Genomic DNA, 22,677 nt, shown 5'->3' with positions numbered 1-22,677 from the left:
AGGCCCAGCGCGCGACGCTCGCGCGCACCAAGGCGGCCGCCGGGCCGCGGGTGAAGACGTCCGCCGTCATCATGACGCTGTACCTCGTCTTCCTGCTCCTGCCGATCTACTGGCTCTTCAACATGAGCCTGAAGGACAACAGCGAGATCCTCTCGTCGTTCTCCCTGTGGCCGCGCGAGCCGACGCTCGACAATTACCGTACGATCCTCACCGACGCGTCCTGGTACATGGGCTACGTCAACTCGATGATCTACGTGGTGATGAACACCGTCATCTCCGTGACGGTGGCGCTGCCGGCGGCCTACGCCTTCAGCCGCTACCGCTTCATGGGCGACAAGCACCTGTTCTTCTGGCTGCTCACCAACCGCATGGCGCCGCCCGCGGTCTTCGCCCTGCCCTTCTTCCAGCTCTATTCCTCGATCGGGTTGTTCGACACGCACATCGCCGTCGCGCTCGCGCACTGCCTCTTCAACGTGCCGCTGGCGGTGTGGATCCTCGAGGGCTTCATGCGCGGCGTGCCCAAGGAAATCGACGAGACGGCCTACATCGACGGCTACTCGTTCCCGCGCTTCTTCGTGAAGATCTTCATGCCCCTGATCGCGAGCGGCATCGGTGTCGCGGCGTTCTTCTGCTTCATGTTCTCCTGGGTCGAACTGCTGCTCTCGCGCACGCTCACCTCGGTGGACGCCAAGCCGATCGCCGCGACGATGACCCGCACCGTCTCCGCCTCCGGCCTCGACTGGGGCGTGCTCGCGGCGGCGGGCATGCTCACCATCGTGCCGGGCGCGCTCGTGATCTGGTTCGTCCGCAACTACATCGCCAAGGGCTTCGCGCTCGGCCGCGTCTGAGGAGGATACGTCCATGGGATGGATGGCCTGGACCTGGCCGACCGCGATCTTCTTCGTGGTCATCGCAGCGCTGCTGGTGACCATGACGATCGTCGCCGCGCTGCGCCCGGAGACGCCACGCGTCGGCATCCTGCGCATCGAGACGACGCGCGGCGACCGGCTCTTCATCAGCCTTCTCGGGTCGGCCTTCATCTCGCTGGCCTGGCTCGGAACGTTCGGCCCGCCCCTCTGGGGCGCGCTGATCGCCTGCCTGATCTACGCGGCGGCGGTCTTCCGCTTCGTCTGATCCGGCACGCACCCCGCCCGCGACGCCAATCGGGCGGATCTCTCAACGAAGAGGTTCGGGAGGACCAAGAATGCGCAAGTACTTGACGACGACGGTCGCTGCGGCGGCCCTGATGGCGATGGCGATGCCCGCCGCCGCCGACATGGAGGCGGCTCGCGCCTTCCTCGACGCCGAGATCGGCGATCTCTCCAGCCTGACCCGCGAGGAGCAGGAAGCGGAGATGCAATGGTTCATCGACGCGGCTCAGGCCTTCCAGGGCATGAACATCCGCGTCGTGTCCGAGACTCTCACGACGCACGAGTACGAGGCCCAGGTGCTGGCGCCGGCCTTCTCGGCGATCACCGGCATCAACGTCACGCACGACCTCATCGGCGAGGGCGACGTGATCGAGCGCCTGCAGACGCAGATGCAGACCGGCGAGAACATCTACGACATGTACGTCAACGATTCCGACCTGATCGGAACGCACTGGCGCTACCAGCAGGTCCGCAACCTCACCGACTGGATGGCGGGCGAGGGTGCGGACGTCACCAACCCGAACCTCGACATCGAGGACTTCGTCGGCATCAGCTTCACCACCGGGCCGGACGGCAAGATCTACCAGCTGCCGATCCAGCAGTTCGCGAACCTCTACTGGTTCCGCTACGACTGGTTCAACGATCCGGAGATCATGGCCGCCTTCGAGGCGGAGTACGGCTATCCGCTCGGCGTGCCGGTGAACTGGTCCGCCTACGAGGACATCGCCGAGTTCTTCACCGGCCGCGAGATCGATGGGCGCACGGTGTTCGGCCACATGGACTACGGCCGCAAGGACCCGTCGCTGGGCTGGCGCTTCACCGACGCCTGGCTGTCGATGGCCGGCGCCGGCGACGTGGGCATCCCCAACGGCCTGCCGGTCGACGAGTGGGGCATCCGCGTCGACGAGAACTCCCGTCCGGTCGGCTCCTGCGTCGCCCGCGGCGGCGCGACCAACGGTCCGGCGGCGGTCTACTCGGTCGAGAAGTACGTCGAGTGGCTGCAGGCCTACGCGCCTCCGGCGGCGGCCGGCATGACCTTCTCCGAGGCGGGTCCCGTCCCGGCCCAGGGCGAGATCGCGCAGCAGATCTTCTGGTACACCGCGTTCACCGCCGACATGGTGGCGGACGGGCTGCCGGTCGTGAACGAGGACGGCACGCCGAAGTGGCGCATGGCCCCCTCGCCGCGCGGCGCGTATTGGGAAGAGGGCATGAAGCTCGGCTACCAGGACGCCGGCTCCGTCACTCTGATGCAGTCGACCCCCGAGGACCGCGCCAAGGCCGCCTGGCTCTACGGCCAGTTCATCGCCTCGAAGACGGTGGACGTGAAGAAGTCGCACGTCGGCCTCACCTTCGTGCGTGAATCGACCATCCAGCACGAGAGCTTCACCGAGCGCGCGCCGATGCTCGGCGGGCTCATCGAGTTCTACCGCTCGCCGGCGCGCGTGCAGTGGACGCCCACGGGCACCAACGTGCCGGACTACCCGCGCCTCGCCCAGCTCTGGTGGCAGGCGATCGGCGACGCGTCCTCCGGCGCGGTCTCGGCGCAGGTGGCGATGGACAACCTCTGCCGCGAGCAGGAGGCGGTGATGGCGCGTCTCGAGCGCGCCGGCGTGCTCGGCGACATCGGGCCGCTGCTCAACGAGGAGCGCGACCCGCAGTACTGGCTCGACCAGCCCGGATCTCCCAAGCCGGCCCTCGAGAACGAGGACCCGCAGCCGATGACCATCGGCTACGACGAGCTGATCCAGAGCTGGCAGAACAACTGAGCCGGACGGCTCGGTTCGGGGAGGCGGGCCGATGGGCCCGCCTCCCAAGTTCGTAACCCCGGGTCGCGAAGCGCGCCCCGGGTCGAGAACCGCCGTTCTCGCCACGGCACCGACGTGCGCGCGACGAGCACCGGTGGTTCCGGGTCCCGGACTTGCTTCGCAATCGGGGATGACAGAGCCGCACGACGGCCATACCCACACGAAGAAGCACCGCCATGCCCCTCCCCTCCTTCGTCTTCGGCCCCTCCGGCCGGATCGTCTTCGGGCGCGGATGTGCGGCGCAGGCGCCGGGGCTCGTGGCGGCGACGGCCCGCCGGGTCGTGGTCGTGCACGGGCGCGATCCCGCGCGCGCGAGGTGGCTGCTCGACGGCCTTCTCGGTGAAGGCGTCGCCGTCACCGCCCTCGCCTGCCCGGGCGAGCCGACGCTGTCCCTCCTGGAGGAGGCGCTCGCGACCGCCCGCGCCACCATGCCCGATGCCGTCGTCGCCATCGGGGGCGGGGCCGCGATCGACCTCGGCAAGGCGCTCGCGGCGCTGATCCCGCAGGAGACCGCACCGCTCGACCATCTGGAGGTCGTCGGCCGCGGCCTCCCGCTCGGGGCCGATCCCCTCCCCTGCGTCGCGCTGCCCACCACCGCCGGAACCGGCGCGGAAGTGACCAAGAACGCCGTCGTCGGCGTGCCGGAGCATCGCCGCAAGGTCAGCCTGCGCGACCCGCGCATGGTGCCGCGCATCGCCATCGTCGATCCGGCGCTCACGGACGGCCTGCCGAAGGCGGTGACCCTCGCCTCGGGCCTCGACGCGCTGACGCAGGTCGTCGAACCCTACCTGAGTGCGCGCGCGAACCCCTTCACGGACGCGCTCTGCCGCGCCGCGATCCCGCTCGCGCTGCCCGCGCTCGCGACGCTGATGGAGCGCGAGGACGCGGACGCGCGCGACGCCATGGCCCATGTCAGCCTGTGCGGCGGCCTCGCGCTCGCCCATGCGGGCCTCGGCGTCGTCCACGGCCTCGCCGGCCCGATCGGCGGGCTCGCGGACGCGCCGCACGGCGCCGTCTGCGGCGCGCTGCTGCCGCATGCGCTCGAGGCTCTCGACGCCGCGGCCGCTCCCGGCTCCGAGCTGGCGCGGCGCCTCGCACAGGTCCGAGCCGACCTCGCGCCCGCGCTCGGCGTCTCGCCCGAGGAGGCGCCGCGCGCGCTGGCCGCCTTCTCCGCCCGCCACGGCCTGCCGGGCCTGACCATGCTCGGCGTCGACCCCGCCGACCACGAGACCCTCGCCGAGATGGCCGCGGCGTCGTCCTCGATGAAGGCGAGCGCCGCAGCCTTCGACGCCCCGGCCCTCGTCGGCATGTTGCGCGCGGCCGCCTGACGCGCCTGCGGTGTGGGAACGGCACGCGGCGGCATCGGTTCTCCGGCGGTACGCACCGTGAGGAGACCCCATGCACACGCATCTTCCCCGCACCGGAGCAAGGCTCGCGCTCGCCGCCACGACGGCGCTCGTCGCGGGCGCGCTCGCCGCATCGGCGCAGGAGACGTCCGAGACGTCGGGCTTCCCGACTATCGAGGAGGTCGAGACGATCGCCACCGACGCCGGCCAGATCGCGATCGAACGCATCGCGGAGGGCCTCGTCCATCCGTGGGGCATGGCCTTCCTGCCGGACGGGCGGCTCCTCGTCACCGAGCGCCCCGGCCGCCTGCGCATCCTCGCGAGCGACGGCACGCTGTCGGACCCAGTCGAGGGCGTGCCGGACGTGTTCGCGCAGGGACAGGGAGGCCTGCTCGACGTCGCGCTCGATCCGGACTTCGCCGAGAACGACCTGATCTATCTCAGCTTCGCCGAGCCCCGCGACGGCGGCGCCGCCACGGCGCTAGGGCGCGGGCGGCTCATCGACGGGCGACTGGAGGGCTTCGAGACGATCTTCCGCCAGGAGCCGGCGACGTCCGGCGAGAACCATTTCGGCAGCCGCATCGTCTTCACGCCCGACGGGCACGTGTTCCTCGCCATGGCCGAGCGCTTCGAGTTCGACCCGGCGCAGGACCTCTCGAACACGCTCGGCGCCATCGTCCGCTTGAACCCCGACGGCTCGATCCCGCAGGACAACCCGTTCGTCGACGACGAGGACGCCGACGACGCGATCTGGTCCTACGGGCATCGCAACATCCAGGCGGCGGCGCTCCATCCCGACACCGGTGCGCTCTGGGTCGCGGAAATGGGGCCGGAGGGCGGCGACGAGCTCAACCAGCCGCAGGCCGGGCGCAACTACGGCTGGCCGGTCGTGAGCTGGGGCCGCCACTACGACGGCGAGGACATCCCGGACCCGGCGACCCGCCCGGACTTCGCCGACGCGGCGCTGGAATGGACACCGGTGATCGCACCCTCCGGCATGATCTTCTACGGCGGCGACGTCTACGAGGCATGGCGGGGCGACGCGCTCATCGGCGGCCTCGTCTCGCAGGGGCTGGTGCGCGTCGACTTCGAGGGCGGCGAGGCGCTGGAAGAGGCCGAGCGCATCCCGCTCGGTACCCGCATCCGCGACGTCGCGCAGGGCCCCGACGGGCGCGTCTTCGTCCTCTCCGACCGGGAGGACGGCGCCGTCCTGCGGCTCTCGCCGGTGGAGTGACGGACGCGGGCGCGCCGCGCGGAATTCGCGGCGCCCCCCCGCATTCGCGCCGGGCATCGACAGGAGACATCATGAGCGACGAGACCACGTTCCGAGAGAACGCCGCGCGCGTGGCGCAGGAGTACCGCGCGATCCAGGAGCGGATCGACCGCGCCGACGGATCCGGCGAGAGCGGCGAGGCCGGCCGCGAGGGCGCCATGCAGGCGGGCGCGCGGCGCTATCCGGAGCTTCCCTACGCGAAGACGCACCAGGACAAGCCGGGGTCCGAGGCCGACCTCGAGCCGCGCCCGCTCTACGATGCACCTTTCTACGAGGGGTCGGGCAAGCTCGACGGGATGGCGACGATCGTCACCGGCGGCGACTCCGGCATCGGCCGCTCCGTCGCGGTCCTCTTCGCCCGCGAGGGCGCGGACGTGACGGTCGTGCATCTCGCCGAGGACGAGGACGCCGAGGAGACCCGCCGGGCCGTCGAGTCCGAGGGACGCCGCTGCCTCGTGCTGTCGGGCGACGTCTCCGATGCTGCGTTCTGCCGCTTCGCCGTCGCGCGCACGTTGGAGGCGTTCGGGCGGCTCGACGTACTCGTCAACAACGCCGCCTTCCAGCAGCACGCCATAGCGCTGGAGGATATCTCGGAAGAGCACTTCGACCGCACGATGCGCACGAACCTGCGCGGCTACTTCGCCATGACGAAGGCCGCCGTTCCGCACCTGCCCTACGGCGGGTCGATCGTGAACACGGGCTCGGTGACTGGGATCAGGGGCAGCAAGACGCTCCTCGACTACTCGATGACGAAGGGCGGCATCCACGCCTTCACGCGGGCTCTGGCGAGCCAGCTCATGCCCCGGGGCATCCGCGCGAACGTGGTGGCGCCCGGGCCGGTCTGGACGCCGCTCAACCCGGCGGACGCGCCCGCCGAGGTCGTCGAGAGCTTCGGCGGCGGATCGCGGATGGGCCGCCCGGCCCAGCCCGAGGAATTGGCGCCGGCCTACGTGTTCCTCGCCTCGCCGCAGACCGCGAGCTACATCACGGGCGAGATCCTGCCGGTGATCGGCGGCTATTGAGGCCGCCGATCACCGCCGCGCGATCCGTACGCGGGCGAGCTTCAGTCCCAGGAGCACGAGCGCACCGTAGACGAGCGCGCCCGCGCCGGCGAGGAGGAGGAGGTGCGTCTCCGCCTCGAGAGCCGGCAGCCGCGCGGCGAGCGTCCCCGCGGGATCGCGCAGCGTCAGCACGGCAGCCGCGAGCGCGAGCGCGCCGGCGAGGCTCACGACCAGCGTCTTGCCGAGCGTCGCGTCCGGCGCCGCCCAGCGGCGACGTCGCGCGAGGAAGAACAGCAGGCCGACGTTCACCCAGGCACCGATCGCGGTTGCGAAGGCGAGGCCCGGGGCGCCCAGCGGCTCCGTCAGCAGGATCTTGAAGACGACGTTGACGGCGACGCCCGTCAGCGAGGCGAAGACCGGTGTGGCGGTGTCCGAGCGGGCATGGAAACTCGCGAGCCCCGCGCGGATCAACACCACCGCCGGCAGTGCCGTCGCGTAGGCGGCGAGGACCGCCCCCGCCGCCGCGGCGTCCGCCGCCGTGAAGGCGCCGCGGCCGAAGAGCGCGTACATGATCAGGTCGGGTACCGCCACGAAGGCCGCCGCCGCGGGCAGTGCCAGAACCAGCACGAGGCCCACCGCTCGGTTCTGCGACGCGTGCGCTCCGGCGACGTCCCCTTCGGCGATGCGCCGGCTCATCTCCGGCAGGAGCACCGTGCCCGCGGCGATGCCGATGACGCCGACGGGGAGCTGGTAGAGCCGATCGGCGTAGTAGAGCGACGACACGGCGCCCGCCGGCAGGAGCGAGGCGATGATCGTGTCGGCGAACATGGCGATCTGGACACCGGCGGAGCCGATCAGCGCCGGGCCGAGCGTCCTGAAGAACTTCCGCACGTCCGGGTCGAGCCGTGGTCGCGCGAGCTTCGGCGCGATGCCCCGCGCGGCTGCGTCCCACCACACGAGCAGGAGCTCGAGCACGCCCGCCACCGCGACGCCCCACGCGGCGGCATGGCCCGCGCTCGGGAAGAAGCCCGCGAGCAGCAGCCCCGCGATCAGCGAGACGTTGAGCAGGATCGGCGCCCCCGCCGCAGCCGCGAAGCGGTCGTGCGCGTTCAGCACCGCCGAGAAGAGCGTCACCAGCGTGACGAAGAGCAGGTAGGGGAAGGTGATGCGCGTGAGCGTCACCGTCAGGTCGAAACGGTCGGGATCGTCGACGAAGCCCGGCGCGAGCAGGCCGACGAGCTGCGGCATGAAGGCGAGCGCCGTTGCGAGCACGAGCAGCTGGACCGCGAGCACGAGGGCGGTGATCCGCCCGGCGAAGATCCGCGCGTCCGCATCCCCCCGCGCCGCGCGGGCCTGGGCATAGGTCGGGATGAAGGCGGCGTTGAAGGCGCCCTCGCCGAAGATCGCCCGGAAATGATTCGGCAGCCGCAGCGCCACGACGAAGGCGTCGGTGATCGGCCCGGCGCCCATCACGGCCGCCATCGTCACGTCCCGCGCGAAGCCGGTGACGCGCGAGAGCAGGGTCCATCCGCCGACGGAGACGATCTTCTTGAGCATGACGGGTCCGCGCTGCCTGGGGCGCTCCGCTCTAGCGCGGCGCCGGCCGCGTGTCATGCGTCGCGCTCACGGCATGCGCCCGAGCCGCAGCGCGATCCGCCAGCGGATCGCCTTCGGCGCGTCCGGATCGCCCCAGGCGTCCGAGAGCCGGGCGCGGAAGTCCTCGATCGGGGCGTCGCCCCGCGCGCGCCGCAGGCCGGCGAGGGCGGACCAGGTGCCGACGTACCCCATGAGCGCTCCCAGCGGCCAGCGGACCCGGATCGCCAGCGGCGCGTGCGCGATCTCCTGGAACGGGAAGGGGAGCGTCGCGTAGCCGGCCTCCACGTGCGCACGCTCCGGCGGCCAGTACGGCCCGGCGACTTGCCCGTAGAAATCGGCGACGACCGCGTTCGCGGCTTCGTCCTCCGGCAGGTCCAGCGTCGCGTAGGCCACCAGCGCGATCGCCGCGCCGGGACGGGCGACACGGCGGGCCTCGGCGTAGAAGGCGGGCAGATCGAACCAGTGCGCCGCCTGCGCCGCGACGACGAGGTCGACGCAACCCGCTTCCGCGCCGGTGGCGTCCGCCGTCGCACGGCGATAGGCGACGCGCTCGTGCGGCTCGGCGCGGGCGATCTGCTCGGCGCTGGCGTCGACGCCGACCACGTGCAGGAACTCCTCCGCGAGCAGACGGGTCAGCTGCCCGCTGCCGCACCCGACGTCGAGCGCGCGCTCCCTGGCGGGTGCGGCATCCGCCAGCGTCCGCGCCAACTCCGGGGGGTAGGTCGGCCTGAAGCTCGCATAGGCCGCCGACGTACTCGAGAAGTGGTCCTTGAATGCGGCCATCGCGCGCCTCCGATTCGCGACGTCACGCTAGCGCCTAACCAACGCGCGCGCTAATCGGGGTTCGGCAGCGGAGGGCGGGGGGTCCGTTGACGCGGAGCATCGTCGTCATGGCGGAGGATTACGGCATCGCGCACGGCGTGTGCGACGCGGCGCTCGATCTCGTCGCCATGGGGCGCATTTCCGCGATCGCCGCGCGATCCGGCGGGCCGGTCTTCGCCACGCGGGCGGCGGAGCTCGCCGTGATGCCGCGGAGCATCGGCGTCGGCCTCGCCCTCGATCTCGCCGACGGGCGGCCGGCCGCTTTCCTCGCCCGGGCGATCGCGGGGCGGCTCGATCGCGACGCGCTCGTCGGGCGCATCCGGGCGCAGGTCGAGTCCTTCGCGCAGGCCGTCGGGCGCGCGCCGGACTTCGTCGGCGCGCCCGGCGAGGTCCACGTCGCGCCGGGCGTGCGCGGCGCGCTCCTCCATGCGCTCGATGCGCAGGGCCTCGCCGGCGCGGCGTGGCTGCGCGACCCGTCCGAGCGGCTCTCCGCACGCCTGCGCCGGGGCACGGGGCTCGTCCGCGCGAGCGGGGCGCACGCGCTGGCGCGCGGCTTCGCCGCCGGCGCGCGCCGACGCGGCTACGGCGTCAACCGCGGCTATGCCGGCTTCCTCCCCGCGACCCGGGATCTCGCAATCCCGGCCGCCTACGAGCGGCTCGCGCAGGCGCCCGGTCCCGCGCCGCTCCTCGTCGTGCGCCCCGCCTACCCCGACGCGACGCTCGAGGCGCAGGACCGCCTCGCGGAGCGGCGCGGACGGGAATTGTTCTACCTCTCCTCCACCAGGTTCTCCGACCTGATGGAGGTGCTCTCCTGGCGGCTCGTGCCGGCGCCGGAGGGCGCGTGGCGGTAGCCGAGCGGAACCTCGGGAGCGCCGATCACCCGATCCCGAGCCGCTCCATCCAGGCGAGCCCCGCCGCCGTGTCGCCGCGGGGCCTGTACTCGAGGCCGATCAGGCCCCCGTAACCGCTTCCGGCGATCTCCTCGAAGATCGTGCGATAGGCGATCTCGCCGCCGTCCGGCTCGCCGCGATCGGGCACGGCGGCGATCTGGACATGACCGACGAGGGGCAGGTGGCGCCGGAAGCGGCGGACGAGGTCCCCCTCCCCGATCTGGACATGGTAGAAATCGAACAGCAGCTTCACGTTCTCCCGCCCGACCTCGCCCAGGATCGCCGCGATCTGGTCCGCACGGGAGACGAAGTAGCCCGGCCGGTCCGTGGCGTTGAGCGGCTCGACCAGGATGGTGATGCCGTCGGGCGCCGCCCGGTCCGCCGCCTCGCGCAGGTTCGCGACGTATGTCGCGCGCGCCGCCTCGCGCTCGGCGGGCGCGGGATGGCCGGCCATGACGTGCACGCCCGTCACGCCGAGCGCACGGGCGTAGCCGAGCGCCTCGTCGAGATCGGCGCGGAACGCCTCCTCGCGCCCGGGCAGCGCCGCGCGCCCCCATTCGCCCGGGCCGCCGGGGCGGGTGTTGAGCCCGGTCATCCGTACGCCCGCCGCCGCGAGGCGCGCGGCGAGCGTCTCGGCCGGATGGTCGTAGGGAAAATGGCACTCGACCTGCGCGAAGCCACAAGACGCCGCGGCGTCGACGCGGTCCAGGAACGGCAGATCGGGGAAGAGCAGCGCGATGTTGGCGGTGAGACGCGCGCGGGGCAGGATCGGGGTCACGGCGCGCCCTCCCCGTCCGCGACGTCCCAGCGCCAGAAACCGTCGCCCTCCTCGGCGAGCCGGCGGTTGAGCACCATCTTGTGGACCTCGTCCGCGCCGTCGACGAGGCGCGCCTGGCGGGCATAGCGGTAGATCCACTCGAGGACCGTATCCTTGGAATAGCCCCGCGCCCCGTTGATCTGGATCGCGACGTCGGCGGCCTCGTGCAGGAGGTTCGCCACCGCGATCTTCGCCATCGAGATCTCCTTCCTGGCGAAGGACCCGCGGTCGAGCGCCCAGGCGGCCTTCATCACGAGGAGCCGGCCGACCTCGATCTTCATGGCGAGGTCGCCGAGCATCAGTTGCACGCTCTCGCGGTCCGCGAGGCGCACGCCGAAGCCCTCGCGCTGGGCGGCCCAGGCGCGGGCGATCTCGACGCAGCGCTCGGCGAGGCCCAGCCAGCGCATGCAGTGCGTCAGCCGCGCCGGCCCGAGCCGGATCTGCGTCGCCTTGAGCCCGTCGCCGACGCCCATCAGAACCGCGTCGTCGGGGACGACGAGCCCGTCGAAGACGAGCTCGCAATGCCCGCCGTGCTCCTCCGGCCCCATGATCGGGATGCGCCGGACGATCTCCCAGCCGGGCTGGGCGGCGTCGAAGAGGAAGGCGGTCAGCCCGCGCCGCGCGTCGTCGGAGGTGCGTGCGATCAGCACGAAGTGGCGCGCCTCGGCGGCGCCGGTGATGAACCATTTGCGCCCCGTGACCCGCCAGCCATCGGCGACCCGCTCGGCGCGGGTCGTGATCATGCCCGGATCGGACCCCCCGCCGGGATGCGGCTCGGTCATCGCGAAGGCGGAGCGCACCGCCCCGGAGACGATCGGCGTGAGCCAGCGCGCCTTCTGCTCGGGTGTCGCGACCGCCTCGAGCAGCATCATCGTGCCGTCGTCCGGCGCGGCGGAATTGAACACGACCGGGCCGAAGATCGAGCGGTTCATGGCTTCGTAGCAGACCGCCATGCCCTGCTTGTCCAGGCCTCCGCCGCCGGTCTCCGGCCGCAGCTGCAGGCACCACAGCCCTTCGGCCCGCGCCTTCGCACGCATGTCGGCGAGCACCGGCAGCGCGATGTTCTCGTGCGCGTCCCAGGCCGCCGGATCGCTCTCGAGCGGGATCAGCTCGCGCTCGACGAAGGCGTGGATGCGCCGGCGCAGGTCCTCGACCCGTGGGGAAATCGTGAAATCCATGGTCACTCCGCTTTGGGGGCGGCGTCGGCGCGGGCCATCGCCGTCACAGACCCGAGACCAGATGCCCGCCGTCGACCGGCACCAGCGCGCCGGTCATCCAGGGCGCGGCGTCGGTCGCCAGCAGCAGGAACGGCGCGTCGAGATCTTCCGGGCGGCCCAGCCGGCGCATGGGGATGCGCTTGACGAGCGCCTCCCCCGCCGGCGTGTCGAAGAAGCCCGCATTGATCTCGGTCTCGATGTAGCCCGGCGCGAGCGCGTTGACGCGGATGCCGAAGCGCGCCCATTCCAGCGCGAGCGCCGCCGTCATCTGCTTCACGCCCGCCTTGGAGATGCAGTAGGGCGCGACCCCGCCCGCGACGCGCTCGGCGACGATCGAGGCGATGCCGACGATGGTCCCACCCCTGCCGGCGTCACGCCAGGCGCAGGCGGCGTGGGTCGCCATCAGCCAGGGGCCGCGCAGGTTCGTCGCCATGATCGCATCGAAGGTCTCGACGGGCAGGTCGATGGCCGCGCCGGGGCCGCTGATGCCGGCGTTGTTGACGAGCACGTCGAGCGGCGCGGGGAGCGCGTCGAAGCAGTCGGCGACCGAATGCGCGTCCGTGACGTCGAGATCGAGCGCCGTCGCTCCGGCGGCGCCCGCCGCCTCCAGCTCGCCGACGAGGGCGGCGAGGCGCTCGCGCCGCCGCGCGGCGACGCTGACCCGGGCGCCGTGGCGGGCGCACAGCCGCGCGAAATGCGCGCCGAGCCCGCTCGATGCCCCCGTGATCAGGACATGCCGGCCCGCGAGCCGCGCCCCGAGATCCATGCCGCTCCTCCACCCGCGGTCTCGCGCCGCGCCCCGACAGGTTCGAACGGCCGCGCCCAACGGTCAAGCGCTCCGGTCGAGCGCCCCGGTCGAGCGCTCCGGTCGCGCGCTCCGGTCGAGCGCCACGCCTCCACGGCGGGGCTCCACTGCGGTGGCCATGGTTGCTCCCGGCAACTTTCGGAGCGATGATGAGCAAATCTGCAATCGACGCGTCAGTCTGCTCCGATCGAAGCAGCACGCCGGCTGTCGCGCTCGCGGCTGCGAACATCGTGCGAGGAGTTCGCCATCGGCACACCGCCGATCGCGCGAGAGAGGTCGTGTCGGCAATGCTCCAGATCGTGGCGCCCATCTTCGCGGTGATCCTGGCCGGATACCTGTTCGCCCTGTGGCGGGGGGTCGACAAGGCGGGGACGCGACTGCTCAACGAGTACGTCCTCTACGGCGCACTGCCGGCGCTCCTGTTCGTCGCGGTGGCGCGCGCCGACCCGGCGGAGCTGCAGCAATGGAGCTTCATGGGCGCCACGCTCGCCGGCATCGCCGCCGCCTTCGTACTCGGGGCGCTCGCCGCGCGTCTCGGCGGCACGGCGATGCCGCAGGCGACGATCCCCGCCATGGCCGCCTCCTACGGTACGACCGGGTACCTGGGCGTGCCGATCCTGATCACCGCGCTCGGCACCGGCGCGGCGGTGCCCGCCGCGATCGCCACGATCCTGCACAACGTGCCGGTGATCATGACGGTGATCCTCCTCAACGACCTGCTCTCGCGCCGCGGCACCGGCGGCGCCGGCGGCGGGGCGGCGCTCGCCGGCGCGCTGAAGGCGACGCTGACGAATCCGCTCACGGTCGCCGTCGTCGCCGGCGTCGTGGTGAGCGTCGCCGGCATCCCCCTGCCCGTCTCCGTCGCGCTCTTCGCCGATTTCCTCGGCGCGGCGGCGGGCCCGACCGCGCTGTTCGCGCTCGGGCTCGGCCTCGCCCAGCTCGACGCCTCGGCGTTGCTCGACGGCCGACGGATCTCCCGCATCCTGCCGCTCATCGCCATCAAGGTGGTGATCCAGCCGCTCGTCACCTTCGCGGTGGCGATCTGGGTGCTGGGCATGGAGACGAGCGACCTCTGGTTCGTCGCGGCGCTGATCATGGCGGCGCAGCCGATCGGCGCGGGCGTGTTCGTGTTCGCCTCGAAGTACCAGCACTTCGAGGACGAGACCTCGGTCGCGATCATCGCCTCGCTGATCGTCACGCTCGTGACGCTGCCGATCCTGCTCGCGCTCTACGCGACGTGAGATCCCGGCGACCGGAAACGAGAACGGGATCCCGCGAGGGGTCCCGTTCCTGTGCGCGTCAGGGCGACCCGGCGATCAGACGGCCTCGGTGTAGAGCTTCTCGACGTATTCCCAGTTCACCAGGTGGTCGAGGAAGGCCTTGATGTAGTCCGGGCGGCGGTTGCGGTAGTCGATGTAGTAGGAGTGCTCCCACACGTCGCAGCCGAGGATCGGCGTCGCGCCGTGGACGAGCGGGCTCTCGCCGTTGGGCGTCTTCATGATGGCGAGCTTGCCGTCCTTCACGGCGACCCAGCACCAGCCGGAGCCGAACTGGCCGACACCCGCCGCGACGAAATCCGCCTTCATCTTCTCGACGCCGCCGAGATCCTCGACGATCTTCTTCTCCAGCGCGCCGGGGATGGCGCCGCCGCCGCCGGGCTTCATCCAGTTCCAGAAGTGCAGATGGTTGTAGTGCTGGCCGGCATTGTTGAAGAGCGCCTGATTCGTGCCGTAGGAGCCCTTCACGATCTCCTCGAGCGACTTGCCGGCGAGCTCGGACCCTTCCAGCAGCTCGTTGCCCTTGGTCACGTAGGCGTTGTGGTGCTTGTCGTGATGGAATTCGAGCGTCTCGGCCGACATGTAGGGCGAGAGCGCGTCGTAGGCGTAAGGCAGGGGGGGAAGCACGAAGGACATGGGTCTCTCTCCTGGGACGTTCGTCTCGGCCAATCGAGTCGGCCATGCGACTCGGCCGTTCGTCTCGGTGCGCGCGGCTGCACGCGGCGCCACAGAACTAAGCCTCGCGCCGCCCTCCGGCAACCGCGAGCGCGGCACGCCGGCATGGGAATAACGCACGAGGACGCCGATTCGACGGCGGCTTGCGGAACCAACTCGGCCCGCGAGCCGATCCTGACCGATCGGCGGATCCTCGTCGATTGGCAACGGCGCGCGTTCGACATACCGTGGCGCCGTGCGCGTCTCCCGGCACGTGTTCTCGAAGGTCACCCATGTTCGTCGTCCTCTACGTCGTCGCCGCCGCCATGATCGTGGGCGGGGCCTTCGCGGTCTTGACCGGCTGGGAGATCCTTCTCTTGGAGCGCGGATGGTCGATGGTGATCGCGGGTGCGACGCTCGCGACCGGCGGGCTCGTGCTCGGCGGCGTCGCAGCGGCCGCACGCGCGCTCGCGACGCGGATCGATTCGCTGGCGGACGCGGTCCGGGCCAGCCGCAACGCGGCGTCGCCGGCCTTCCCGCGCCGGCCGGGGACGCCCGGGGGGGATGCGGCGGAGGGGCTCGGCGCAGCACCGGAGCCGGTTGCGCCGACGCCCGCCCGCGAGATCGCGCCGAAGCTGCCGCCGCAGGATCCCACCGCGCCCGCTGGGCCGGCGCCCGCCGTCGCGCTCGGCATCGGCGGCGTCGCGGCGGGGGCGATCGCGCCTTCGCTGGAGACGGCTCGGCCCGAGCCCGAGGCCGGGTTGCCGCCGCTCGATCTGGGGCCGATCGGCGAGCCGTCGGCGACGGAGCCCGACGAGGAAGCCTCGGGCGACCTGCCGATCGAGCCGCGCATTGCCGACGCGCCGCCCGCGGTTGGGGCCGAGGACGGCCAGGACACGCGTTCCGAGCCCGCGCCCGAGCCGCTGGGAGACGAGCCGCGAGAGGAGCCCGAAGCAGCGCCCGAAGAAGAGTTCGAACAGGAGCCGCATGAGGAGCCGGACGTCGCACCACTCCCTGTCGCCGGCATCGAGGAGCCCGTTCTCGCACCGCGCGAGCCGAGCCGCATCGCCGCCGAGGCCGAAGCGCTGACCCGCCGCCACGAGGCGAGCGCCCCCTCTCTCCCTCCTGACGCCGAGGCACCCGAGCTGGAGGTTACGCCGCAGGACGAGACCGCACCGACGCCGACCGTCGCGCTCGACGAGGCGTCGCACGGGGGCGAAGAGGACGCCGTTCCGGCGGACGCTCCGCATGCGGACGAGGCCGAGATCGGCGAGACGCCGGCGGAGGCCGGCGCCGAGCCGCCGGAGCCTCCGCATGTCGTCGGCACCCACGTCTCGGGCGCCAATCGCTACGTCATGTATTCCGACGGCTCCATCGAGGCCGAGACTCCCGACGGCCGCCTCGTCTTCGGCTCGATCGAGGAGCTCAAGGGATACGTCGCCTCCAACGGCGAGGACCCGAGCGGCGCGAGCCGGACGGGGCCGGGGTGAGGCGAGGCGCGGTAATGCGGAACGTGCTCTTGCCTCGCAGGCGAGACGGGTGCATTTTGAGAATCTCGCAGCGGGTGTGGATCTTCGACGATGGCGGAACGCGAGGCACGTAGCTCGTCGGACATGCAGCCTGCCGGCGCGTGGGAGGGATCGACTCGCCTGCCGCAGCCGTGGCGCGCGGATTCTCTGACCGTGAGCTTCTCACACGACTTCGCTCCAGCCGAGGGCACGACGGCCAGCAAGCCACGCAAGCGCGTCTACGGAGCCTATCGGGGGCGCTTCGCAGTGCCGGACGACTTCTTCCGCCCACTGACTGACGATGAGTTGTGAGCTTCGATCGTGAAGCTCCTCCTCGATACGCATGCGCTGATCTGGTTCTTTCTGGGTGACGAAAAGCTGTCCGCACCGGCACGGCATCACATCGAAGACATCGAGAACGCAGTTTTCGTCAGCGCCGCATCGGCCTGGGAGATCGCGACCAAGTTCCGGATCGGCAAGCTTGCCGGCGTTGCCGATCTCGTCGGTAATTATCAAACTTTCCTCGATGAGCAGCAGATGCTCGAGCTCCCCGTGACCTCCAAGCATGCGCTGACGGGCGGGTTGCTGGAAGCCGACCACGAGGACCCGTTCGATCGGCTGATCGCGGCACAAGCGATCCTGGAAGGTGTGCCCGTGGTGACCGCAGACGAGGCGTTCGATTCGCTACCTCTCGTCCGCATCTCGTAGCAACCGCGCCCGCTCTCACGCGATCAGCGCAACGGCGAACGCAAGCTCCAACCCTCACTTCACCAGCCCCAGCACCTCCCGGAACGCCGGATCGTCGCCCCGCTCCGCCCATTCGAAGGCCGCCATCTCGCTCGTCACCCAATGGCCCCCGGCGTGGAGCAGGCGGGCGGTGGCGGCGTGGAGGTCGGTGTCGGCGCGGCTCGCCACGGCGTCGGCGACGACGAAGACGTGGAACCCACGCCCGATCAGGTCGAGCGCCGTCTGGAGGACGCAGACGTGCGCCTCCGCGCCGACGATCACCACCTGGTCGCACCCCCGCGCGCGGTTGGCGTCGAGCCAGCCAGCGACCGTGGGCTCCGCGGCGGCGCTGAAGCCGATCTTCTCGAAGACCGGCGCCCTCTCCGGCAGCGCCGCGCGGATCGGCCCCGCGAGCGGCCCGAGCCCCTTCGGGTAGTGCACGCAGGCGGCGACCGGGATGCCGAGGAGGCCCGCCGCCCGCAGCACGATCGCGGCGCGCGCGAGCGCCGCCTCGCCGCGCGGGAGCGCCGGCAAGAGCCGCTCCTGCAGGTCGACGGCGAGGACCTGGGCCCTGTCGCGGCGCATCAGCACGGGCGCGATCGCCTCACGCCACCGCGCGGATGACGCGACCGACCTTGTCGACGATCTCGCCGATCTGATCCTCCGTGATGATCAGCGGCGGCGTCAGCGCGATCGTGTCCGCGGTGATGCGGATGACGACGTCGTGCTCGCGGAAGGCGAGGTCCATCGCCTCGAAGGCACGCTTGCCGACGCCGTCCGGCCGCGACGCGAGGTCGATCGCGCCGACGAGGCCCACGGTGCGGATGTCGAGCACGTTCGGCAGGTCCTTCAAGGACATCATCGCGTCCGCCCAGACCGGCTCGAGCGCCAGCGCGCGCTCGAACAGTTTCTCCTCCCGGTAGAGGTCGAGCGTGGCGATCGCCGCGGCGCAGGCGAGCGGGTGGCCGGAATAGGTGTAGCCGTGGAACAGCTCGATGACGTGCTCGGGACCCTTCATGAACGCGTCGTGCACGCCCTTGCGCACGATCACGCCGCCCATCGGCACGGTGCCGGAGTTCACCGCCTTGGCGAAGGTGATCATGTCGGGGACCACGCCGTAGCGCTCCGCCGCGAAGGCGAAGCCGAGGCGGCCGAAGCCGGAGATCACCTCGTCGAAGACGAGCAGGATGCCGTGCTTGTCGCAGATCTCGCGCAGGCGCTTCAGATAGCCCTTCGGGGGAGGCAGCACGCCGGTGGAGCCCGCCATCGGCTCGACCACGACGGCCGCGACGGTGGAGGCGTCGTGCAGCGCGACGATGCGCTCGAGGTCGTCGGCGAGGTGCGCGCCCCACTCCGGCTCGCCCTTGGTGAAGGCCTGGTGCTCGCGCGAGTAGGTGTGCGGCAGGTGGTCGACGCCGGCGAGCAGCGTGCCGAAGAACTTGCGGTTCGTGACGATGCCGCCGACCGAGATGCCGCCGAAGCCCACGCCGTGATAGCCGCGCTCGCGCCCGATGAGCCGCGTCTTCTGACCCTGCCCCGAAACGTTCCAGTAGGCGAGCGCGATCTTGAGCGCCGTGTCGATCGCCTCCGAGCCGGAATTGGTGAAGAACACGTGGTCGAGGTCGCCCGGCGCCATCTGGGCGATGCGCGCGGCCGCCGCGAAGCCGTGCGGGTGGCCGAACTGGAAGGCGGGCGAGTAGTCGAGCTCCTGCGCCTGGCGCTGGATCGCGGCGACGATCGGGTCGCGCGCATGGCCCGCGTTGCAGGACCACAGGCCGGCGATGCCGTCGATCACCCGCCGGCCGTCCGGCGTGGTGTAGTGCATGTCCTTGGCGCCGGTGATCATGCGCGGCGAGGCCTTGAAGGCGCGGTTGGCCGTGAAGGGCATCCACCAGGACGAGAGGTCGTTGGGCGCCCTCACGTCGTTCGCCGCGCGCATCGTCGTCCCGGTGTCCATGCCGCCGTCCTTCCCTCGTTCTCGCCCTGGTATCTCGGGCCCGCGCGCGCAGCGCGCGCCGCGGGAGGGGATGCTAGCAGCGTCGCGGGCGGAAGGGAAAGCGCCAAGCGGCGCGAACCCGGAATGGGGCCGGCGCGCGGGCGCCGGAGGCACGCCTGCGTATCATGCCGGATGAGGCGCGAGAGGCTTGCAATTTCCCGCCGCAGGACCCATGTTCATCCAGACGCGACGTCGCTGTTCGACGCGCGTGCCGTGGCCGGCGCCGGAAGGCGCCGAGCGCGTGCCGACGCTCCGCAGGACGCGGAACCGGCCTACGCCCCACGGCGTTCACCGACGCCCCGGCGGCATTCGCGCCGCGCGGGCATCCCAACTCGGATACGAGCGGCTCACCGACCGTCACGCGCCTGTCGCCATGCAATGGCACGTTCGCGCTTCAGACGGGACCGCCAACGAGTCCGACACAATCGAAGAAGAACGAAGACGCCATACCATGCAGTTCGAGATTCATCCCCAGATCGACCATCGCCCCGATGGCGACACCTTCACCGTGGCCCGTCTGTTCGCCGCCGGCAGGGCCGGCAAGCGCGACCTCAGCCACATGATCGACCGTTCCTACCCCTACCAGTCGCTGCGCGAGCTGCGCTGGCACCTCGCCGAGCGCTTCTCGCTGCCGGTGAAGGGCGTGGACGTGCGCGCGGCCTGACCGCGCGAGGCCTGACACCGCGCCTGAGCGGCCGGGCCTAAGCATCCGGGAACACGGATCGAATTCCGGTGGAAAGCGGCGGGCTCCGGCTTGCCGCTTTTCGATTCGCCCCCTACCCTTCCGGCTTCTGTCGCGAGCTTCCGGGGAGCGCTGGCATGGCCGTTTCGCTCGACGAGGCGCTGGAGCGGCTCGAGCGGTCGCTCGGCCAGCTGGAGGCGGCCGTGACGCGCCGGCTCGAGGCCGAGCGCAGCCGCGCGGACCTCGAGACCGAACTCCAGATCATGCAGGACGACCGCGCCCGCCTCGCCGTCGACCTCGAGAGCGCCAGCGTGCGACTCGAGGCGCTCGAGGCGACGACGCGGGACGTCGAGGGCCGCGTCGGCCGCGCGCTCGCCGCCGTGCGCGGCGTGCTCGACGACGCCGGCGTCGCGCCGCACCTGTGACGAAAGCGTCGGAGGCCCCCATCGTGCCGCAGATCACCGTCGTCATCGCCGGCAAGACCTACCGCATGGCCTGCGGCGCAGGCGAGGAGGCGCGGCTCGAGGGGCTCGCCTCCATGCTCGACGCCAAGATCGGCGAGATGCGCGAGGCCTTCGGCGAGATCGGCGACATGCGCCTCCAGGTGATGGCGGCGCTCACCTTCGCCGACACGCTGGTGGATGCGCAGGCGCGCATCGCCGCGCTGGAGGGCGAGGTCGCGCAACTGAGGAACACGCTCGCGGGCGCCGACGAGCGCCGCGAGGCCAGCGAGGACAAGCTCTCGCATGCGGTGGTGAAGGCCGCCGACCGGATCGAGCGGCTCGCCAAGGGGCTCGCGCTCGGCCAGGGCGGCGCGGCCGGCGGACAGGAGCCGGCCACGCAGGTGCCGGGCGCCGAGGTGCCTCAGCCGCCGTCGCGGAAGCCCGGATAGAGCGCCATCCCGCCGTCGACCACGATCGTCTCGCCGGTGACGTAGTCGCTCGCGTCGCAGGCGAGCCACAGCGCCGCCTGCGCGACGTCGTCGGGATCGCCGATGCGTCCGTAGGGAACGAGCTCGAGGAGCGCGCGCTCCGCCTCGGGGTCCGCCCACGAGTCCTCGTTGATCTTCGTCTTGATCGCGCCCGGCGCGATGCCGTTCACGCGGATCTTCTCGTGCGCGTACTCCTGGGCGAGGGACTGCATCATCAGCATGGTGCCGCCCTTCGACGCCGCGTAGTTCACCCGCCCGGCCCAGGGGATGAACTGGTGCACCGACGAGATCGACACGATCTTGCCGAGCGAGGGACACGTCTGCGGCACCATGCCCCGACGGCGGAACTCGCGGATCGCCTCCCGGCAGGCGAGGAACTGGCCCGTCAGGTTGACGTCGATGACGGTGCGCCAATCCTCGACGCTCATCTCGTGGGCGGGTGCGTCGCGCTGCAGGCCGGCATTGGCGACGAGGATGTGCACGGTGCCGAAGGCGCGGCGCGCCTCCTCGAACAGCCGCGCGACGTCCTCCTCCTTCGAGACGTCCGCCTGGACGGGGATCGCCCGGCGCCCGGCGGCCTCGATCTCGGCGACGACGGCGCGCGCACCGTCCTCGCTGCTGCGGTAGTTCACGACGACGTCCGCGCCGGCCTCGCCGAGCAGCCGGGCGATGCCCGCGCCGATGCCCGACGACGCGCCGGTGACGACGGCCGCCTGGCCGCTCAGGTCGAAGAGATCCGCGATCGCGCTCATGGCCGTCCTCCGCTCGCCACATGGGAGCGGGGGAAACGGCGAGAGGGTGCGTCTCGTTCGGCCGCGTCGGCTGCGGGCTACTGGAACGCCGGCACGACGCGGATGACCCGCGACCCGTCCGGGCGCGTCTCCGTGCGCGGCAGCGCCGCGGGTGCGGAGGCCGGATCGGGCACGGGGGGCGCGGAGCGGGCCGGACGGGCCGCGCCGACGCGGGCGTCGGCGGCGTCGGCGGCGCGCGTCACCTCGGCGAGCCGCCGCTCGGCGGCGGATATCTCGGCGTCGATCTCGGCGAGCCGGGCCGCAGCCGCGGCGCGGGCCGCATCGTCTCGTGCGGCGGAATCCTCCGCGACGGCATCGGCCGCCGCCCGCGCCTCGGCGAGCCGGCGCTCGGCCGCGACGATGTCGGCGCGCAGGCCCGCGAGGCGCGCCTCGGCACCGGCGCGGGCCGCATCCGCCTCGGCGGATTCGACCGGTGCGGACGCGGCGGCCTGCGCGCGCGCCGCGCGCAACGCTTCGACCTCGTCCGCGAGGGTGTCGCGGCGCGCCTGGAGGTCGGCGACCTCCGCGCCGAGCCCGTCGCGGCGCTCCTCGGCGGCGGCGAGCGCGGCACGCGCGCCTTCGATCCGGTCGTCGAGACCCTGGAGTCGGCGCCGCGCGTCCTCGCTGGCGGCGTCCGCCTCCGCACGGGCGGCCCGTGCCTCGTCGCGCAGCGCGGGCAGCGACTCGCGCGTGACGCGGATCTCCTCCTGCATCGCGCGGATCTCCTCCTGCGCGGTGCGAAGGGTCTCGCGGGCCGCTCGCACCTCGGCGCGTGCCGCATCCGCCTCGGCCGCCGCGCGCGTCGCCTCGGCGGTGCGCGCCTCGCTCTCGGTCCGTGCCGCATCGCGGGCGCGCTGGGCTTCCGCAACCTGCCGCTCCAGGCGTACGATGTCGTCGCGCAGGGCGAGGACGCGATCCTCCAGGACCCGCACGGCCTGGGCGCGGACGCGCTGCCGCGCGTCGTCCTCCTCGCGCGCCGCGGCGGCGGTGGCCGGGACGAGTTCGGCCGCCTGCGCCTCGGCGAGCCGCAGCACCCCTCCGGTCTCGCGCGGGTCGAGGCGGTGCGGGTCGGAGGCGCCACCATCGGCGAGCGCCGGCGGGCGCGTGTCGGCGAGATCCTCGATCGGCGCGATCACCCGGCGGAGCATGGCGTTCTCCGCCTCGAGCCGCTCCAGCGCCGCGGCGGACACGGTGCGGTGGCCGGCGTCGAGCCAGAGCGCGTAGAAGGCCGCGCCCCAGCCCAGAGCGGCGAAGGCGGCGAGCACGAGCAGCACCGCGCGGGCGCCCCCGCTCGCTTCCCCGATCCCACCCCGGCGGGCCTGTCGGTCCCCGTACGCCATGATCCCACCCGAATCCGCCACCCGATCCCACGTCGCTCGCGCCTTGCGG

Annotated in this window: 23 protein-coding genes; 13 read left to right on the top strand and 10 right to left on the bottom strand. The window is 72.1% G+C overall.

Annotated features, from left to right (window positions below; all coding sequences use genetic code 11):
• Nucleotides 1–71: 71 nt before the first annotated feature.
• From AB9M23_RS04845 to AB9M23_RS04820, 6 genes are all read left to right on the top strand, one after another.
• On the top strand, nucleotides 72–848 hold the full coding sequence (locus AB9M23_RS04845) for a carbohydrate ABC transporter permease (protein WP_372423762.1): 777 nt from the start codon (nucleotides 72–74) through the stop codon (nucleotides 846–848).
• Between the two features lie 13 nt (nucleotides 849–861).
• On the top strand, nucleotides 862–1,134 hold the full coding sequence (locus AB9M23_RS04840; protein WP_372422979.1) for a DUF2160 domain-containing protein: 273 nt from the start codon (nucleotides 862–864) through the stop codon (nucleotides 1,132–1,134).
• A 70-nt stretch (nucleotides 1,135–1,204) separates the two neighbouring features.
• Complete coding sequence (locus AB9M23_RS04835) at nucleotides 1,205–2,917, top strand: ABC transporter substrate-binding protein (protein ID WP_372422978.1); 1,713 nt, start codon at nucleotides 1,205–1,207, stop codon at nucleotides 2,915–2,917.
• 215 nt (nucleotides 2,918–3,132) lie between these two features.
• Nucleotides 3,133–4,284, top strand: a complete 1,152-nt coding sequence (locus AB9M23_RS04830; protein WP_372422977.1) for an iron-containing alcohol dehydrogenase — start codon at nucleotides 3,133–3,135, stop codon at nucleotides 4,282–4,284.
• A 70-nt stretch (nucleotides 4,285–4,354) separates the two neighbouring features.
• The gene (locus AB9M23_RS04825) at nucleotides 4,355–5,536 is read left to right on the top strand and encodes a PQQ-dependent sugar dehydrogenase (RefSeq protein WP_372422976.1); all 1,182 of its coding nucleotides are present in this window, start codon (nucleotides 4,355–4,357) and stop codon (nucleotides 5,534–5,536) included.
• Nucleotides 5,537–5,607: 71 nt separating this feature from the next.
• Complete coding sequence (locus AB9M23_RS04820; RefSeq protein WP_372422974.1) at nucleotides 5,608–6,597, top strand: SDR family oxidoreductase; 990 nt, start codon at nucleotides 5,608–5,610, stop codon at nucleotides 6,595–6,597.
• A gap of 9 nt (nucleotides 6,598–6,606) precedes the next feature.
• Here AB9M23_RS04820 and murJ read toward each other — a convergent pair whose 3' ends face one another.
• Complete coding sequence (gene murJ / locus AB9M23_RS04815) at nucleotides 6,607–8,133, bottom strand: murein biosynthesis integral membrane protein MurJ (RefSeq protein ID WP_372422972.1); 1,527 nt, start codon at nucleotides 8,131–8,133, stop codon at nucleotides 6,607–6,609.
• 66 nt (nucleotides 8,134–8,199) lie between these two features.
• Nucleotides 8,200–8,955 (bottom strand): class I SAM-dependent methyltransferase, encoded by a 756-nt coding sequence (locus AB9M23_RS04810; protein WP_372422970.1) that lies wholly within the window; start codon nucleotides 8,953–8,955, stop codon nucleotides 8,200–8,202.
• Between the two features lie 86 nt (nucleotides 8,956–9,041).
• On the opposite strand from AB9M23_RS04810, the gene AB9M23_RS04805 reads away from it, so the two are divergent.
• Nucleotides 9,042–9,845, top strand: a complete 804-nt coding sequence (locus AB9M23_RS04805; protein WP_372422968.1) for a ChbG/HpnK family deacetylase — start codon at nucleotides 9,042–9,044, stop codon at nucleotides 9,843–9,845.
• Nucleotides 9,846–9,870: 25 nt separating this feature from the next.
• Here AB9M23_RS04805 and AB9M23_RS04800 read toward each other — a convergent pair whose 3' ends face one another.
• The 3 genes from AB9M23_RS04800 to AB9M23_RS04790 are packed head-to-tail and all read right to left on the bottom strand — an operon-like array spanning nucleotide 9,871 to nucleotide 12,684.
• The gene (locus tag AB9M23_RS04800; protein ID WP_372422967.1) at nucleotides 9,871–10,662 is read right to left on the bottom strand and encodes a hydroxypyruvate isomerase family protein; all 792 of its coding nucleotides are present in this window, start codon (nucleotides 10,660–10,662) and stop codon (nucleotides 9,871–9,873) included.
• Nucleotides 10,659–11,879, bottom strand: a complete 1,221-nt coding sequence (locus AB9M23_RS04795) for an acyl-CoA dehydrogenase family protein (protein WP_372422965.1) — start codon at nucleotides 11,877–11,879, stop codon at nucleotides 10,659–10,661. The genes AB9M23_RS04800 and AB9M23_RS04795 overlap by 4 nt, the downstream gene beginning before the upstream one ends.
• A gap of 43 nt (nucleotides 11,880–11,922) precedes the next feature.
• Nucleotides 11,923–12,684 carry an SDR family NAD(P)-dependent oxidoreductase gene (locus tag AB9M23_RS04790; protein WP_372422964.1) on the bottom strand — a complete coding sequence of 254 codons (762 nt, stop codon included), beginning with the start codon at nucleotides 12,682–12,684 and terminating at the stop codon, nucleotides 11,923–11,925.
• 326 nt (nucleotides 12,685–13,010) lie between these two features.
• On the opposite strand from AB9M23_RS04790, the gene AB9M23_RS04785 reads away from it, so the two are divergent.
• Nucleotides 13,011–13,964, top strand: a complete 954-nt coding sequence (locus AB9M23_RS04785) for an AEC family transporter (RefSeq protein WP_372423761.1) — start codon at nucleotides 13,011–13,013, stop codon at nucleotides 13,962–13,964.
• Nucleotides 13,965–14,039: 75 nt separating this feature from the next.
• On the opposite strand, the gene AB9M23_RS04780 is transcribed toward AB9M23_RS04785, so the two are convergent.
• Nucleotides 14,040–14,636, bottom strand: coding sequence for a superoxide dismutase (locus tag AB9M23_RS04780; RefSeq protein ID WP_372422962.1), 597 nt, complete (start codon nucleotides 14,634–14,636; stop codon nucleotides 14,040–14,042).
• A gap of 311 nt (nucleotides 14,637–14,947) precedes the next feature.
• Here AB9M23_RS04780 and AB9M23_RS04775 point away from each other — a divergent pair, with 311 nt between their 5' ends.
• Both AB9M23_RS04775 and AB9M23_RS04770 read left to right on the top strand, forming a co-directional pair.
• On the top strand, nucleotides 14,948–16,144 hold the full coding sequence (locus AB9M23_RS04775) for a hypothetical protein (RefSeq protein ID WP_372422960.1): 1,197 nt from the start codon (nucleotides 14,948–14,950) through the stop codon (nucleotides 16,142–16,144).
• Between the two features lie 339 nt (nucleotides 16,145–16,483).
• Entirely contained in the window at nucleotides 16,484–16,870 is a 387-nt protein-coding gene (locus AB9M23_RS04770; RefSeq protein WP_372422958.1) for a type II toxin-antitoxin system VapC family toxin, read from the top strand.
• Nucleotides 16,871–16,924: 54 nt separating this feature from the next.
• Here AB9M23_RS04770 and AB9M23_RS04765 read toward each other — a convergent pair whose 3' ends face one another.
• Nucleotides 16,925–17,473, bottom strand: a complete 549-nt coding sequence (locus AB9M23_RS04765) for an isochorismatase family protein (protein ID WP_372422956.1) — start codon at nucleotides 17,471–17,473, stop codon at nucleotides 16,925–16,927.
• Nucleotides 17,474–17,492: 19 nt separating this feature from the next.
• The gene (gene aptA, locus AB9M23_RS04760; RefSeq protein WP_372422954.1) at nucleotides 17,493–18,845 is read right to left on the bottom strand and encodes an omega-aminotransferase AptA; all 1,353 of its coding nucleotides are present in this window, start codon (nucleotides 18,843–18,845) and stop codon (nucleotides 17,493–17,495) included.
• 490 nt (nucleotides 18,846–19,335) lie between these two features.
• Here aptA and AB9M23_RS04755 point away from each other — a divergent pair, with 490 nt between their 5' ends.
• From AB9M23_RS04755 to AB9M23_RS04745, 3 genes are all read left to right on the top strand, one after another.
• The gene (locus AB9M23_RS04755; RefSeq protein WP_372422953.1) at nucleotides 19,336–19,548 is read left to right on the top strand and encodes a hypothetical protein; all 213 of its coding nucleotides are present in this window, start codon (nucleotides 19,336–19,338) and stop codon (nucleotides 19,546–19,548) included.
• A 155-nt stretch (nucleotides 19,549–19,703) separates the two neighbouring features.
• Entirely contained in the window at nucleotides 19,704–19,991 is a 288-nt protein-coding gene (locus AB9M23_RS04750) for a DUF4164 domain-containing protein (RefSeq protein WP_372422951.1), read from the top strand.
• Nucleotides 19,992–20,014: 23 nt separating this feature from the next.
• Nucleotides 20,015–20,458: a cell division protein ZapA gene (locus tag AB9M23_RS04745; protein WP_372422950.1), complete on the top strand. Its 444-nt coding sequence runs from the start codon at nucleotides 20,015–20,017 to the stop codon at nucleotides 20,456–20,458.
• Here the strand turns inward: AB9M23_RS04745 and AB9M23_RS04740 are convergent.
• Both AB9M23_RS04740 and AB9M23_RS04735 read right to left on the bottom strand, forming a co-directional pair.
• Nucleotides 20,431–21,249, bottom strand: coding sequence for an SDR family oxidoreductase (locus AB9M23_RS04740; protein WP_372422948.1), 819 nt, complete (start codon nucleotides 21,247–21,249; stop codon nucleotides 20,431–20,433). The two genes, AB9M23_RS04745 and AB9M23_RS04740, sit on opposite strands and share 28 nt — an antisense overlap.
• 77 nt (nucleotides 21,250–21,326) lie before the next feature.
• Nucleotides 21,327–22,628 carry a hypothetical protein gene (locus tag AB9M23_RS04735; protein ID WP_372422946.1) on the bottom strand — a complete coding sequence of 434 codons (1,302 nt, stop codon included), beginning with the start codon at nucleotides 22,626–22,628 and terminating at the stop codon, nucleotides 21,327–21,329.
• Between the last annotated feature and the right edge of the window lie 49 nt (nucleotides 22,629–22,677).

The organism is Salinarimonas chemoclinalis (assembly GCF_041514305.1).
Lineage (GTDB): Bacteria > Pseudomonadota > Alphaproteobacteria > Rhizobiales > Beijerinckiaceae > Salinarimonas > Salinarimonas chemoclinalis.
This window is presented reverse-complemented; position numbering and strand designations above follow the sequence as displayed.

Excerpts from the sequence above, each read along its gene's own strand:
- AB9M23_RS04750 (WP_372422951.1), top strand. The coding sequence starts at position 19,704 with ATGGCCGTTTCGCTCGACGAGGCGCTGGAGCGGCTCGAGCGGTCGCTC.
- AB9M23_RS04820 (WP_372422974.1), top strand. The coding sequence starts at position 5,608 with ATGAGCGACGAGACCACGTTCCGAGAGAACGCCGCGCGCGTGGCGCAG.
- AB9M23_RS04795 (WP_372422965.1), bottom strand. The coding sequence starts at position 11,879 with ATGGATTTCACGATTTCCCCACGGGTCGAGGACCTGCGCCGGCGCATC.
- AB9M23_RS04840 (WP_372422979.1), top strand. The coding sequence starts at position 862 with ATGGGATGGATGGCCTGGACCTGGCCGACCGCGATCTTCTTCGTGGTC.
- AB9M23_RS04735 (WP_372422946.1), bottom strand. The coding sequence starts at position 22,628 with ATGGCGTACGGGGACCGACAGGCCCGCCGGGGTGGGATCGGGGAAGCG.
- AB9M23_RS04775 (WP_372422960.1), top strand. The coding sequence starts at position 14,948 with ATGTTCGTCGTCCTCTACGTCGTCGCCGCCGCCATGATCGTGGGCGGG.
- AB9M23_RS04785 (WP_372423761.1), top strand. The coding sequence starts at position 13,011 with ATGCTCCAGATCGTGGCGCCCATCTTCGCGGTGATCCTGGCCGGATAC.
- AB9M23_RS04790 (WP_372422964.1), bottom strand. The coding sequence starts at position 12,684 with ATGGATCTCGGGGCGCGGCTCGCGGGCCGGCATGTCCTGATCACGGGG.
- AB9M23_RS04830 (WP_372422977.1), top strand. The coding sequence starts at position 3,133 with ATGCCCCTCCCCTCCTTCGTCTTCGGCCCCTCCGGCCGGATCGTCTTC.
- AB9M23_RS04755 (WP_372422953.1), top strand. The coding sequence starts at position 19,336 with ATGCAGTTCGAGATTCATCCCCAGATCGACCATCGCCCCGATGGCGAC.
- AB9M23_RS04835 (WP_372422978.1), top strand. The coding sequence starts at position 1,205 with ATGCGCAAGTACTTGACGACGACGGTCGCTGCGGCGGCCCTGATGGCG.
- AB9M23_RS04765 (WP_372422956.1), bottom strand. The coding sequence starts at position 17,473 with ATGCGCCGCGACAGGGCCCAGGTCCTCGCCGTCGACCTGCAGGAGCGG.
- AB9M23_RS04740 (WP_372422948.1), bottom strand. The coding sequence starts at position 21,249 with ATGAGCGCGATCGCGGATCTCTTCGACCTGAGCGGCCAGGCGGCCGTC.
- AB9M23_RS04780 (WP_372422962.1), bottom strand. The coding sequence starts at position 14,636 with ATGTCCTTCGTGCTTCCCCCCCTGCCTTACGCCTACGACGCGCTCTCG.
- aptA (WP_372422954.1), bottom strand. The coding sequence starts at position 18,845 with ATGGACACCGGGACGACGATGCGCGCGGCGAACGACGTGAGGGCGCCC.
- AB9M23_RS04845 (WP_372423762.1), top strand. The coding sequence starts at position 72 with ATGACGCTGTACCTCGTCTTCCTGCTCCTGCCGATCTACTGGCTCTTC.
- AB9M23_RS04810 (WP_372422970.1), bottom strand. The coding sequence starts at position 8,955 with ATGGCCGCATTCAAGGACCACTTCTCGAGTACGTCGGCGGCCTATGCG.
- murJ (WP_372422972.1), bottom strand. The coding sequence starts at position 8,133 with ATGCTCAAGAAGATCGTCTCCGTCGGCGGATGGACCCTGCTCTCGCGC.
- AB9M23_RS04825 (WP_372422976.1), top strand. The coding sequence starts at position 4,355 with ATGCACACGCATCTTCCCCGCACCGGAGCAAGGCTCGCGCTCGCCGCC.